This is a genomic window from Paenibacillus polymyxa, from assembly GCF_001719045.1.
Lineage (GTDB): Bacteria > Bacillota > Bacilli > Paenibacillales > Paenibacillaceae > Paenibacillus > Paenibacillus polymyxa_B.
The window spans coordinates 3,843,701-3,857,295 of sequence record NZ_CP015423.1 but is presented as its reverse complement, the minus strand read 5'-3'; the positions used below and the strand labels follow the sequence as shown (position 1 = coordinate 3,857,295).

Here is a 13,595-nt window from a genome sequence, read left to right as displayed (position 1 = left end):
TCGCATTCCAGCCTAAACTTGTCCACTATACCGTTATTCATATCTCATGCCTCAACATGTTCATTCGACAAAAAAAGACTGTAGTCTATCAGCATAATTTATACTGATTGTACCACAGTCCCTGTCATTTATTTGGGGTTATATCTCTATTTTTTTGATATCACTTTTCCTACTTCTTCCAAAATGGCATCCATGGAAGCTGGGTCGTGTACATCATACTCATCAATGTTCAGACGCAGTACAGGACAGGCATCAAATTCGTTGATCCAATTGGAATATCTGCGATGCATTTGCTCCCAATAGGATCGCTCGGTCTGGATCTCCATCTCGCGACCACGCTCCTCAATCCGACTCAGTATGGAAGGCAAGCTGCCCTCCAAATAGATCAACACATCAGGGTGTGGGAAAAACGGTGTCATCACCATCGCCTCAAACAGGCTAGTATACGTTTCATAATCGGTAGGGTTCATCGTTCCCTGATCGGCATGCATTTTCGCAAAAATGCCTGTGTCCTCATAAATAGAACGATCCTGTACAAAACCTCCACCAGACAAGAAGATATTCTTTTGTTCCTTGAAGCGTTCCGCGAGAAAATAAATTTGCAAATGAAAGCTCCATCTTTCGAAATCATGATAAAATTTCTCCAGATAGGGATTATGATCGACCTGCTCCAAAGAGGTCTTAAAACCAAGGCGTCCGGCCAAAGCACCAGTCAGCGTGGATTTACCTACACCCACTGTGCCCGCTACCGTAATCAGGGCACTCGCAGGAATGTTGTAATTATTCACTATATAAGCTCCTTTACATCGGAAACAATTTGTTTAAATTGTGCCTGATTTTCTACAAAATCAATTTCATTCCCGTTCACGGTCAATATACGAGGGGAAGGGGACTGTTCAGCGAGAAACTGCATGCCTTTATCATAATCTATGATCAATTGCTCCAGATAGGCGGGGTCCATCTCCTGTTCAAAAGAGCGTGCACGCTTGCGAATTCTCCCCAGCAAGGTATCCAAATCTGCTCTGATATAAATGATAATGTCCGGCTTAGGCATATCATCTGTGAGCAAATGATAGATTTGACGATATTTTTCGAGCTTCACACCCTTAAGCGTACGTTCAGCAAAAATTAAATTCTTGTAGATATGGTAATCAGAAATAACGGGCTGAGCTTTCTCGATATATTGCAGACCTGTATCCTCCAGCTGCTTGTACCGATTGCAGAGAAAGAACATTTCCAGCTGAAAACTCCACTCATCTATATTTTGATAAAATTTATCGAGAAATGGGTTCTCCTCGACAATCTCTTTGATCATCGGCAAATGTAGCTCGGTTGAAAGCATCGAAGCTAACGTCGTTTTACCTGCTCCGATCGGCCCTTCAACGGCTATAAATGGGGCTTGTTTCATGGGGTTCTGCTCCTCCTTGTACTCCAGTCCATCCTGTGGACAACTATCCTATTGTATCACAAGGTAGTACGCTAAAGGCATACCAAATCTATGGATAAAACAAAAAAACAGAGCGCTACATTTTGCTTCATAGCGTCCCTGTTTCTCATTTAAACCAACCTTTTTCGTTAAAACGTGTAATTGCCTCAATCCGGTTACTGACACCCAGCTTATCGAGAATGACTGAAATATAATTGCGCACCGTCCCTGTCGTTAAATACAGTTCACCAGCAATCTCTTTTGTGTTCTTTCCGTCAGCAATGAGCGCCAAAACGGTTTTTTCACGCTCTGTTAGCGGGTTGACTTCGGCATAAGCATCATCGACCAGTTCCGGAGCATAGATACGCCGACCTGCCATAATACTTCGAATGGAGGAAGCCAGCTCTTCACTGGGACTGTCCTTGAGCAGATAACCGTGTGTCCCCGCCTTGATCGCTCGTTCAAAATACCCGGGGCGAGCAAACGTAGTTAAAATCAGCACCTTGCAGTTCAAGCCTTTGAGTTCCTCAGCCGCATCCAATCCGCTCTTGATCGGCATTTCGATGTCCATAATGCATATATCGGGCTGATGCAGCTTCACCAGCTCTAAAGCTTCTTCCCCGTTGCTTGCTTTTCCGACTACTTTCATGTCCTCTTCCAAGTCCAGCAGGGAGGCTAGAGCACCCAGCAGCATACGCTGGTCCTCCGCGATGACAATTCGAATCATGGCCCCACCTCCTCATTCGGCTTTTCAGTGATATTGGGCACTTTAATGACCAAGGTCGTTCCCTGATCTGAACGCAGCTCCATACATCCGTTCACGAATTCGAGCCTTTCTTTCATACCTTTCAGGCCGTTTCCACGAAAGGTTCCATTTTCTCTCGTAATACCGACTCCATTATCCTGAATCCGAAGGGTTAATTCCTTACGAGACGGCTCAATGGTGATGGAACAAGCGGTGGCTCCACTGTGCTTAACCACATTTGTCACTGCTTCCTTCATACACATACTAAGGACATTTTCATTCATTAATGATGTATGCTCCAGCTTCGGGTCGCCCTCTAGAGTCAATTCAATGTGAGCAGCCTTTAAAATCTGCCGAATACGTAGCAGTTCATCCTCTAGTCGCATACCGCGCATTTGAGTAACCATTTCCCGCACCTCTTTTAGTGCGCTTCTCGCCGTGAGACGAACATCGTTAATTTCAGCATGAGCACGCTCCGGGTACTGATCCATCAGTTTGCCCGCCAAATCGCTCTTCAGCCCGATGAGTGACAGCTTCTGACCTAAGGTATCGTGCAGGTCACGCGCAATTCTTTGCCGTTCCTCCAGCTTAATCAATTCCGATATTTTCTTATTGGCATCTTCTAATTGGACTTGGAGCCGATCGCTTTTGTTGCGATTAAAATTCGTAATCGGAAGGAGAATCACACCGATCAGATTGAGCAGGATAAAAGGAATCTGTTTAATAAAAACGGGATTCTGAGAAACAAAACCGTAATTGATCAATCCAATCGTAATAACCATTAAAATAATATACAGCGTCGTAAATGCAGCCTTACTTTTAATATTACCGATCAGATAGGCGATAAATATGGAAAAATACATATAGCTAAACAGCAGTGTCATGGTAATCGATATGGCAATTTGTACACTGGTCCAAAAGTATATGAGCCAGCCTTTCGAGACAAAAGCCAATACATAACATGCAAAAAACACCAAAATAATTGCAGTACCCAGAATAATATGACTTGTAGATGAAGAGCTAAAGTAGTAAAAGGGCAGGATATAAAAGACGACCCACACATAAGGGCTAAGTCCAGTATTTCTTTGAAAAATCTGATACCATTTTTGCATCCTGCCACCCTCTTCTACTTCACTTGACTTATATCTCTTATCATATCATACCAAGTTTTGTACAACGTTATTTTCTTTCTGTGCTTACAACAGGTGTAGGGATGGGTTTCGTAACTGCAACACGTTTGCTGAGGAGCGGCTTCACTTGTTTAAAGGTCAAAAAGGTTTTCGTATTTTCATCCCAAAGTCGGAATTTCAATGATTGCAGACTGCTACTTACTGTGATCGTGGTTGCTTTTTGAAGTAACGGTGTCGCTTCATGCGCTTTTTCCAAATTATAATTTGGCACTTTGGGGCTCAAATGATGAACGTGATGAAATCCGATATTCCCCGTAATCCATTGCAATACTTTAGGAAGCTTGTAGTAAGAACTGCCTTCTACGGCTGCATTAATATAACTCCACTCTTCATCATGCTCAAAATACGAATCCTCAAATTGATGTTGTACATAGAACAACCAGATGCCCAACATACCGGATACAAAAAAGATAGGTGCCTGTACGAGAAGGAAGGCCTGCCATCCAATAGCCCAGCACAACAGTGCATACAATGCAACGATGGATATATTCGTCACATGAGTGTTCATTTTTTCCTTGCGTTTGGCTGTCTTGATATTAAAGCGATAGGAAATCAAAAAAGTATAGATCGGACCTAGTCCGAACATAACCCAAGGATTTCGATATATGCGATAGGCCAGCCGTGTCCATGTGGAAGCCTCTGTGTACTCTTCTACCGTAAGCACCCACATGTCACCTGTGCCTCTTTTATCCAGATTACTGCTGGTTGCATGGTGGATCGCGTGACTATTTTTCCATTGATGATAAGGACAGAGCGTAATAATACCTGTAATCGTTCCCACAATGTCGTTCAGCTTGCGGCTTTTGAAGAAGGATTGATGACCACAATCATGAAAAATAATAAACGTCCGTACCACAAACCCCGATGCAACAATGGCAATGGGAAGCGTCAGCCAGTACGAAACCGACAGGCTAAGATAAGCAGCATACCACAATAGGATCAGTGGACCCAAAGTATTGATGAGTTGCAGAACGCTGGATTTCGTGTTTATTTTCTCGTAGGGAGCCATATTTTTTTTCAATTGGGCTAATGGGAGTTGTGTCATACTCATTATGATCCTCCTTTAAAATGACGCCTATACCTTGATCCTGTTAGGCGTACATGTTGATCTAATCTCAGTATAAGGTGAAGACTGTAGACGCTGTAGTCATAAACGTCAGCTCGGGTATATGACATTTGTCATATAGACAAGTAACATAACCCGTTTTCCAAATGTTCGCGGGTTTCTTTTCTGAGGATTATTTGTTAAAATATAAGACATAATAACGCTGTATGTGACTGGCGAAGTCAGTGGAATGAACCACGAGGGAGCATACAAAAAAAGCGTACCGTTCGCCTGGGAGAAGTATTTGCAGAGGATTCGTCTGTCTTGACGACCTTGTGCAAATACTTTTTTTCGTTTTACAAGACCATGACACCCTGTTGATAAATCATGCGATAAATTCAGAGGAGGCTCGGACTATGGCTATTATCATGAAATCCAAAGAAGCAGCTGAGCAAGTATATGCAACGATCCGTTCACAGGTAGAAGAAATGAAGCAGCAAGGACACCGTCCCCATCTGGCGACACTATTGGTAGAAGGCGATCCGGCTTCTGCCTACTATGCCCGGACCAAGCAAAAAATAGCGGAGAAGCTGGGCATCTCATTTCATCTTCATACTTTTGATCGTCATGTTAGCGAAACCGAGCTACTGCACCTGATCGGCAGTCTGAACAATGCACCCCATGTACATGGCATTATGCTGGAACTGCCGCTTCCCCAACATCTTTCCGCCTCCGTTATTAAACAATCCATCGCCCCCTACAAGGATATTGATGGAATTACACCTGATAACAAGCTGGCTACCGTAACAGGTGACGCCGGACTATATCCCGCAACACCTCAAGCCTGTATCGAGCTACTTAAGCATTACGGTCACACATTGGCAGGCAAAAATGTCACTCTCGTGGGCATCGGACAGACAGTGGGACTTCCCCTTTTCCACATGTTGCAAAGAGAAAATGCCACCGTTACCGCCTGTCATGCAGGTACACGTGATATTGCAGAGCATCTGAGCCATGCAGACATTGCCTTCGTCGCAGTCGGATGCCCTGATGTGATCACACAGGATATGGTTCATCCCGGTCTGATTTTGGTAGATGCGGGAATTAATGAGACGCTAGAGGGAAAAATAGTGGGGGATGCCGCTTTAGACGTTGGGGAAAAGGTCCATGCCATTTCTCCGGTTCCCGGCGGTGTTGGCACCTTAACAACTGCGATTTTATACAAAAATCTGCTCAAAGCAATACATCTGCAACACTACTCCAGAGAGGTGGTCTATTCATGAGTGAACTGTCGTGGAATCATTCCATCGGGCATTTTCTAAAAGAGGCTGCAAGTGCAGCGCCTACCCCCGGCGGAGGAAGTGTATCCGCACTGGCTGCGGCACTAGGCGCGGCTATGACCTCTATGACCGCCAATCTTTCACAAGGAGAAAAATATGCGCATATCCATGAACAAATCACGGACGTCATTAGCAGCATGGAAGGATTGTCTACACATTGTGAGGAACTAATGGCCGCAGACATCCAATCCTTTGAACAGTACATGACCGCGCTGCGTTTGCCCAAGGAAACGGACGAAGAAAAGCGCTATCGTACCCATTCCTTACAGACAGCGGTGATCGCTGCCATTGAGGCACCCATGCGCCTGCTGGAAGTATGCCGGGACGGATTGTCGCAAGCCTACAACATTGTGGAAATATCCAATAAAAATGTGATTTCGGATCTTGGCATCGGCGCGATCCTGTTCGAAGCCGCCGCTCAATCCGCCCTGCTTACCGTCGACATTAACCTTGCTTCGCTGAAAGATTTGGATGTCAAATACTCCTATGAGACCAAGACAGCCGCACTCATCCGTGAAATCGGACAGATCAAAGAACAAACCTTGTTGATGGTGCGCAGTCGAATAGCGAATTAGATTGCTCATAACCGTGTTTAACCTGTTCGAACCAATATATTCTGCTTACTCATTAAAAAATAGCCTGATTGGATACAAAAAGAAGATACTATTGAAATTACGACAAAATAGTAAATTAAAAACCAGTCCAAACATGATTCATGTTGGACTGGTTTTTAATGCTATATACTGCGTATAATATGCGAATTCCTATCTGTTTTGGGCAATTCATTACAACGCAGAATCTCACATCTATTGTTTAGCTTTATTCTCTTTTTCTCTTTCGACCAGCATATCTACGATCATATCAATTTGCCCGGTAATAGCGATTGGATCATAGCGATAATACGTATCAAAATCGTTAAAGAACACTCTATTGTTCTTCACCGCTGGAAGATTCCCCCACACAGCGGACGACTTTAGTTGTTTGAGCGCGTCACCCTTTTTCTCGGGGTCATACGTAGTCAGGAACATATAATCTGCGTCATACTGTGGCAATACCTCCATCGAAAGCTGCACCGTTTGTTCCTTGGAGTTCACTGTTTTCTTTGGCATGTTCAGTTTAAGCGCATTGTATACAGCTTGGCCGCCGCGACCCGCATTGTCACCAAAGATCCAAAGTGCGTGCTTGTCCGTCAGCTCATACAAACCGAAAGTTGCCTTTTCGTCAATCACACCTTTAAGACGTGCGCGACCTTCAGCGGCCTTTTTATCAAATGCAGCAATAAATTGCTCAGCCTTCTCCTTTTCCCCAGTGATATCGCCGAACAGCTTAACCGTATCATAGATATTAGTCGTCGTACCGTACGGAATGTACAGGGTAGGTGCGATTTTAGACAAAGCCTCATAATTCGTATCCTTCATAACCACGATCAGATCGGGTTTGAGTTCCAGCGTCTTTTCCAAATTGGTCGGATCGCCCACCTCTTTGGTTCCTTTTTCCTTCAGCAAATCGGTCAGAAAAGGATTTTGAAACGCAGTCGGCTCCACACCCACCACGTTAGCACCCACGGACAGCAATTCTCCGCCGTAAAAATCCGTTACAATGCGCTGTGGCTTAGCAGGAATTTGAATATCCCCTTTAACCGTTTTAAAGCTTCTAGTCTCTCCAGTAGTAGCCGACTCTTGCTTATCTTCTGAAGATGAAGCCGGACTACTTCCATTATTATTTCCGCCGCAAGCGCTGATGAATACAAACAATACAAGTAACATAGCTGTCATCATAAAATACGATTTTCTTTTCAACTGATTAGCCCCCTATATATTGTGGAGATGATCTCCCATACAGATGATAATGATTATCAATATCGTAAGAAATATATCAAGCGTCGTCCTTGCTGTCAACTGAAAAACGAACTTTGCATCATTTCACTTTAAAAAACAAAAGACCTGCCAAAAAATGATGGCCAGGTCTTTTTTCGTGGAGCCGTCTCAAAAACCTACACATTGGGGCTAGGCTGCTGAAGACTGCTTTCTAATGATCGCTGTTTTGTTTTATATTCTTCTCCCCAATCCTTCATCAGGTTAATAATCGGGATCAGCGTTTTTCCAAATTCAGTTAGAGAGTATTCGACCTTAGGAGGAACCTGTTGGTAGACTTCACGGTGAACGACTCCGTCCTCTTCCAGCTCGCGCAATTGGAGTGTCAGCATACGCTGAGTAATTCCCGGACAGATCCGCCGAAAATCACTAAATCGCTTAGTCCCATACATAAGATGATATAGAATAATCCCTTTCCATTTGCCCCCAATCACGTCCAGCGTGAACTCAACTGGACACGCCTGATCATTTCCAGCGGTACATTCCCCAAAGCCGCCTTTCCGATTGCGCATAGGCTTTTCTCCTCCTTGGTATCATTTTATATACTACAGCACATTAATGTGCGTACTTCAAAAACGATCATGTATATTCTAATATTAAGCATGTCACTTGGTAAGCGTCAATTTTAATCACATCCATAAGGAGTGGAATAACGATGGAAACCTTAACTACTACTAAAGATCAAATCTTATCTGCATACGAGTTCAGACATGCAACGAAGGAATTTGATAGTCATAAGAAAATTAGCGATTCCGATTTTGATTTTATTCTTGAAACCGGTCGTTTATCTCCAAGCTCATTTGGCTTTGAACCTTGGAAATTTGTTGTCGTTCAGAGTAAAGCTATGCGTGAGAAGCTGCTGCCTTACTCTTGGGGGGCGCAAAAACAACTGCCAACAGCCAGCCATTTTGTACTCATCCTCTCTAGACTTCCTGAAGATATGGTAGCCTCCTCCGATTATATCAAGAGTATGATGGAGAACGTACAGCAATTACCCGCTGAAGTGATTCAAGGCAGAGAGAAAGTGTATGATGCCTTTCTAAAATCTGATTTTGGGCTGGAGGAAAATAAAAGAGCCTTGTTCGAGTGGGGCTGCCGCCAAACCTACATCGCACTGGGCAACATGATGACTGCCGCAGCTCAAATCGGCATTGATTCCTGTCCTATCGAAGGTTTTAATAAACAGGAAATCGAACGCATACTCTCCGAAGAAGGCATTATGGATGCCGAACATTTCGGTATTTCCTGTATGGTGGCATTTGGATACCGTCTGAACGAGCCGCGCGGCAAAACCCGGCGATCTATAGATCAGGTTATTGAATGGGTGTAAAACCTTTTCTCTAAAACAAAGGGGTGTCCCCACAGCCATTTCGATGGCTGTGGGGACACCCCCTTTTCATAAAACCTCAGCTCTTAACTCTTTCCAATTACTTACTGATAATTTACTTCTTCTGCAAAGTAAATATCCTTCAAACGATCCTTTACGCGTTGAATTTCATCCACTGTTAAAGGAGCCGTTGGACATAGCTTGAAGTTCCTTCCGGTGACATAGCTTACGTCCGTGTGACCATCCAAGTTGTAGTCCATCTTCGGAACCGGTTTTCGGGTATAATCGGTAAAGTCAATAATGGACCATGCCGCATCTCCATCCTCTTTGGATAAAATAATCCGCTGTGAGGCATTTTCGGTCCACAAATAGCGCAGATTTGCTGGTGAATTATTGGAATCCATAGCCGTCTTAATACCTGAGCCTCTAAACATGAGCGTAAACTCCGTATGATCATTACTCAATCCAGCTACCGATTCATAAATCTGTTTCAGCCCGTCCACGCCTACAATCTCAACCTTGCGATCAACAGGGAAGTGGTTCACAAAATTCTCCCATATTGGAGCCATGTTATGGGTGTTGGCAAGTGCGTTGATGTCCAAAATAATGGACAAGTAGTTTACCGTATTTATACGTTGATAAGGGTTATCCAAATATTGCTGTACTATATACAGTTGTGGTGCTGCATCCGTCTCAGTCACATATGGGTCAAGCGGATGAAGAGTCCAGCGTGAGGAATCTTTCGTATAGCGTGATCCAATCGGATCAATCGTAACCGAGTTCATGAATACGGTACCGCTATTATCTGCAAGTCCCTGTGCGGGAACAATCGGATTGTCCTTATGGGACCAGTAAGGCATCAATGGAGAGCCCTCACCATACATACCGTTGACATTATATTGTGTAGCCGACCATCCCATCGCGGATGTAATCCGATAGTGATCTTTAAGCCATTGAGTCTGTTCGGGATTCACCGTAAAGCTGGTCAATGATTTCGGCAGATACTTCCGATATTGGTCTGTATCCATGCTTTCAAACACAGATGGTGATCCCATTGTACCGGATTGGTGCAGCTCATTGAATGCATTATAACGATACATATACAACCACTCATCCATCTTTGCTTCCCAAATAGGAAACTTCAACTGGTTCGGATACCCATCCAACATTCCGACTTCGTCGTCATATTGATCAACGTATGCCAAAACCTGTCTAAGCTGCGGGCGATTTGCTTCTACAAAAACAAATCCGTTTTCCATCGCCCACGTCACTTTGATATTAGGACCAAAGTGGTCCATCAGCAATTGACGCGCTTGCTTGATTTGATCTACCGTCGTCGCGCTTCCCTGCAGCATGATGGAGACAGCAAAGTATTGCTTTTTGCGTTCCCCGGGTTCTACTGTTAATTCCGCATCGGATGTGAAGAGAACCCCTTGAGATGGCGACTCAACCGTGATTTTTAATGGAATGACCGAATTTACTACCGGAATCAAATGCAGGTTAGCAATTTTTCCATCCTCATCAAATATCCCTCTGGAATCCTCTACCCGAAGTATCAAGTCTGAGGGCAGCAATCCAGGAGCTATAACCTCTCCATTAGCATTATGAAATACGTAGGACATATTCCAAGCAGCAGGATCTAAAGTAGCAGCCTCTGAAATGGTATACGTAGCCAAGTATACGGACCTGATTACGTTCGGTGGCTCTGCCGGCGGAGTCTTCCCTTTCACGATCAGCTTGGCCTGAGCTGTAAGGACCTGATAAGGTTTGGCAACGGTGACCTTCATTTCTACAGGAATGAAGCTGTCCGCAACCGGAATATTTTCGGGATGCGCAATTTTCCCTTGTTCATCAAAAATACCTAACCCATCACTAAATGTGTACGTAACACTTGTGACGCTGGCAGCAGGAATGCTTACGGGTCGCCCTTTATTGTAGAGCTGAAAAGATAGCTGATATGAAGGGTATGTTTCCGGTTGATTTACCAGCTCCTGCGCCTTGATTACGACCTCATCTACCAGAAAATCCGAAGAATGATCCGGTGGATCTACCGGAATTACTGGTGGTTTGGGTTTAGGTCCCGGCGGTGTCACCGACGGTTCCGGCTTCGGTTCTGGTGGTGTCACCGGAGATACTGGTGAATCAGGGCTTGGGCGATGCCTTTTAGGCTCCTCGACTTCCGAATTCACAGGTTGTTGACTAATTTCCGGTGTCACATCGACCTCGATCTTCTTCGATTCTTGTTGGCTGGTCGTCTGAGGCATCGTTGCAGTTCCATCTCCTAATGACCCTAGCAAACGCTTGGCACGTTCTCTCAGACCGTCACCGCCTAACCATATTCGATAAGCAACCAGCGTGGCATCCTGCCGTCTCACAGACTCTTTAGGATGGAAATAGTGATTCGTATCTCCCTCGATCAGTTCCAGCCGTTCCATCAGCCATACGCTCGTTTGTGCATAATCTGATATATCAGATTGATCCACAAAACTGGATATACCAGCCGATCGGGTATTTTCAGTAACACCAAAATAGCGGGCATACCAAACGGCCATATCCTGACGAGTCATATTGTGCTTGGCACCGAATAATTGATCACTAATTCCTTTCGTAATGCTCTCTTCCTGTAAGGCCTGTACATAAGGTAGAGCCCATGGTGACACATCACGAAAAGAAGTTACGCCTCTGTTATTCGATGTTCGCTTTAAGGTTTTAGCGAAAATGCTTGCCCATTCCTGTCGCGAGATAAAATGTAAAGGTCGAAAGCTCCCATCCTGATAACCCGTAACATAACCTTGAGCAGCCATGGCCTCAATCGCATCAGCTGCATAGGAATGTCCGATATCGTTAAAGGCTCTGTCCGCAAAAACAGGCGCACTATGTATACAGAACAACCAGACAGCCAGTAAACCAGCCATGTAATGCCTAATTTGTTTTAACTTTTTTTCATAATTCATTATTCGGAATCATTACACCTCCTTTACTAGATAGCACTGAGCCACTTTCGCCTGTACTTTCATATCAACTTTGAAAATTAATCTCTCTTGTTTTCAATCGGTTTTTCATTACTGTTAACACCAAACTGTATATACTTGAATTATCGGAATAATCTCCCTAGGATTGAATAAAGCCAGTAAAAAAAGTGGTTTTGGCAATCTACTATCCTGTCTATTCACCATCTTTTTTTAAGCCGTAATTCCCTATCACTAAACAATGGTTTTCATTGGCAATTAAATATTTATCATCTTTTTGAGTTACTATGTTGATCCCGTATACAAATAAAAAAAGAGATAACATCTGTATCCGCATTCGCTTGGAGAATACAAAATGTTATCTCGTTCTCGTGTACATATATACTTATAAAATCCTGTCTGCTGTTTTAATTCTCTTTAAACTCTGAACCCTTATAAACATAAAAGTAGCCGTTTAAAGTTCCGTTTTGCGGATAAGCAGCAGGATCTCTGTCTTTTATTTGGCCTACCAACTCTCGATTTATAAGCGTAGGGGGGCCTTCCTCAACTAGTGCTTCAGCAGACATTTCAGTGATTGGTTTTACTGTGCTGGACCAGAATGTAACTAAGTAGACATCGTCAGCATTAAAATGATAGCGTCCTTCACTTGGAGTTCCCTCATAAAACAGCTCTGCCAAAGAAGCTGCCTCAGACCCTCTCATAAAAATTCGAATCTCATCGGTTCCGTTCCATGTATGAGGAACTCCACCTTTTGGATTAACGTATTCTACAGTTTCTGGCTCCTTGTCGCTAATAAAATCAACAACTGCATATTTATAAACCTCATCTGTTACACTCTTGGTTGCAATTTCAGTTGTTTTCTCTGTTCTATAGCCACTGAACTTTCCATACACATTCGGGGTTTTGCCAATAGCAGCTAAGGCCTTTTCCTGATCCATGAATCCGGCTCTTCCAGCTACTGGTGTCAGCCTGTACGTCTTGATTTCAGTCCCCTTGTACTGATCCCAAGTGTATTCGTAATAATATTTCGCATAAGATACTCCACTGTTCCAGCCTACGGATAACAGCATGAGAATACCTATCATGAATACTAACGGCCATTTTTTCAACTTCATACCCTCAACCTCTTTTCTCCAAGTACACTCAAATCATCATTAGCATTATAGCTTTTCAATAAATCTATCAACAGTTAAATATTAGAAGAAAGTATGGATAAATTATGTCCTTTCCATATTAGGCTGTTCTCAAGATAATTTGAGCTTTCTCTCTCGGATCGGGTACGTATGGGTATTATTTCAAAAAATGATGATTTAAGCTATTGGCCTGTATTCTGCTGCTCGGTTGCTGCTTTGAGACGTTTTTCCATTTCCGTAGACACCATAATGTTTAATAGATCCATAAGATTATTGGTCTCATCCCTTGCTTTTTGATAGGCCGCAACGAAGGCTTTTTCATTCACGGAAGGGTTTTTAATGTCACTTAGTTTCTTCTCTTATCCAGTATCATTTTCCCTCCTTTTTTTGTATTTATTTGAAGTCCCACGGTCTGACCTTTAAAATATATAATGTACTAGGCGTTATATAGGAAGGGGGAACTTATCTATGTTCAAGAAAATGGATATATACCGAATCCTCACTTTAATATTTGCTGTAGTTGTTATGATCTCTTCCTTTTTATCA

Annotated in this window: 13 protein-coding genes and 1 riboswitch; of the genes, 3 read left to right on the top strand and 10 right to left on the bottom strand. The window is 43.5% G+C overall.

The window, feature by feature from the left end; genetic code table 11:
• Positions 1–146 precede the first annotated feature (146 nt).
• The 5 genes from AOU00_RS17235 to AOU00_RS17215 form a co-directional block, all read right to left on the bottom strand.
• The gene (locus tag AOU00_RS17235) at positions 147–788 is read right to left on the bottom strand and encodes a deoxynucleoside kinase (RefSeq protein WP_069291171.1); all 642 of its coding nucleotides are present in this window, start codon (positions 786–788) and stop codon (positions 147–149) included.
• The gene (locus AOU00_RS17230; RefSeq protein WP_061830657.1) at positions 788–1,408 is read right to left on the bottom strand and encodes a deoxynucleoside kinase; all 621 of its coding nucleotides are present in this window, start codon (positions 1,406–1,408) and stop codon (positions 788–790) included. Before AOU00_RS17230 ends, AOU00_RS17235 begins: the two co-directional genes overlap by 1 nt.
• Positions 1,409–1,553: 145 nt before the next feature.
• Positions 1,554–2,153, bottom strand: coding sequence for a response regulator transcription factor (locus tag AOU00_RS17225; RefSeq protein WP_025683815.1), 600 nt, complete (start codon positions 2,151–2,153; stop codon positions 1,554–1,556).
• Positions 2,150–3,283, bottom strand: a complete 1,134-nt coding sequence (locus tag AOU00_RS17220; RefSeq protein WP_069291170.1) for a sensor histidine kinase — start codon at positions 3,281–3,283, stop codon at positions 2,150–2,152. Before AOU00_RS17220 ends, AOU00_RS17225 begins: the two co-directional genes overlap by 4 nt.
• Positions 3,284–3,350: 67 nt before the next feature.
• Positions 3,351–4,412, bottom strand: a complete 1,062-nt coding sequence (locus tag AOU00_RS17215; protein ID WP_013308916.1) for a Delta(5) desaturase DesA — start codon at positions 4,410–4,412, stop codon at positions 3,351–3,353.
• Positions 4,413–4,625: 213 nt separating this feature from the next.
• A riboswitch (ZMP/ZTP riboswitch) is annotated at positions 4,626–4,710 on the top strand.
• A gap of 112 nt (positions 4,711–4,822) precedes the next feature.
• On the opposite strand from AOU00_RS17215, the gene AOU00_RS17210 reads away from it, so the two are divergent.
• Both AOU00_RS17210 and AOU00_RS17205 read left to right on the top strand, forming a co-directional pair.
• Entirely contained in the window at positions 4,823–5,689 is an 867-nt protein-coding gene (locus AOU00_RS17210; protein ID WP_069291169.1) for a bifunctional 5,10-methylenetetrahydrofolate dehydrogenase/5,10-methenyltetrahydrofolate cyclohydrolase, read from the top strand.
• Positions 5,686–6,321 carry a cyclodeaminase/cyclohydrolase family protein gene (locus AOU00_RS17205; protein ID WP_069291168.1) on the top strand — a complete coding sequence of 212 codons (636 nt, stop codon included), beginning with the start codon at positions 5,686–5,688 and terminating at the stop codon, positions 6,319–6,321. Before AOU00_RS17210 ends, AOU00_RS17205 begins: the two co-directional genes overlap by 4 nt.
• A gap of 231 nt (positions 6,322–6,552) precedes the next feature.
• Here the strand turns inward: AOU00_RS17205 and AOU00_RS17200 are convergent, their stop codons facing one another.
• Positions 6,553–7,545 (bottom strand): ABC transporter substrate-binding protein, encoded by a 993-nt coding sequence (locus tag AOU00_RS17200; RefSeq protein ID WP_081330724.1) that lies wholly within the window; start codon positions 7,543–7,545, stop codon positions 6,553–6,555.
• A gap of 194 nt (positions 7,546–7,739) precedes the next feature.
• Positions 7,740–8,132, bottom strand: a complete 393-nt coding sequence (locus AOU00_RS17195) for a winged helix-turn-helix transcriptional regulator (RefSeq protein WP_069291167.1) — start codon at positions 8,130–8,132, stop codon at positions 7,740–7,742.
• A 143-nt stretch (positions 8,133–8,275) separates the two neighbouring features.
• Here AOU00_RS17195 and AOU00_RS17190 point away from each other — a divergent pair, with 143 nt between their 5' ends.
• The gene (locus AOU00_RS17190) at positions 8,276–8,950 is read left to right on the top strand and encodes an NAD(P)H-dependent oxidoreductase (RefSeq protein ID WP_069291166.1); all 675 of its coding nucleotides are present in this window, start codon (positions 8,276–8,278) and stop codon (positions 8,948–8,950) included.
• Between the two features lie 101 nt (positions 8,951–9,051).
• Here the strand turns inward: AOU00_RS17190 and AOU00_RS17185 are convergent, their stop codons facing one another.
• From AOU00_RS17185 to AOU00_RS25895, 3 genes are all read right to left on the bottom strand, one after another.
• Positions 9,052–11,901: an S-layer homology domain-containing protein gene (locus AOU00_RS17185; protein WP_069291165.1), complete on the bottom strand. Its 2,850-nt coding sequence runs from the start codon at positions 11,899–11,901 to the stop codon at positions 9,052–9,054.
• A gap of 422 nt (positions 11,902–12,323) precedes the next feature.
• Complete coding sequence (locus AOU00_RS17180) at positions 12,324–13,031, bottom strand: hypothetical protein (protein WP_069291164.1); 708 nt, start codon at positions 13,029–13,031, stop codon at positions 12,324–12,326.
• A gap of 200 nt (positions 13,032–13,231) precedes the next feature.
• On the bottom strand, positions 13,232–13,375 hold the full coding sequence (locus AOU00_RS25895) for a hypothetical protein (protein WP_155765246.1): 144 nt from the start codon (positions 13,373–13,375) through the stop codon (positions 13,232–13,234).
• Positions 13,376–13,595 lie beyond the last annotated feature (220 nt).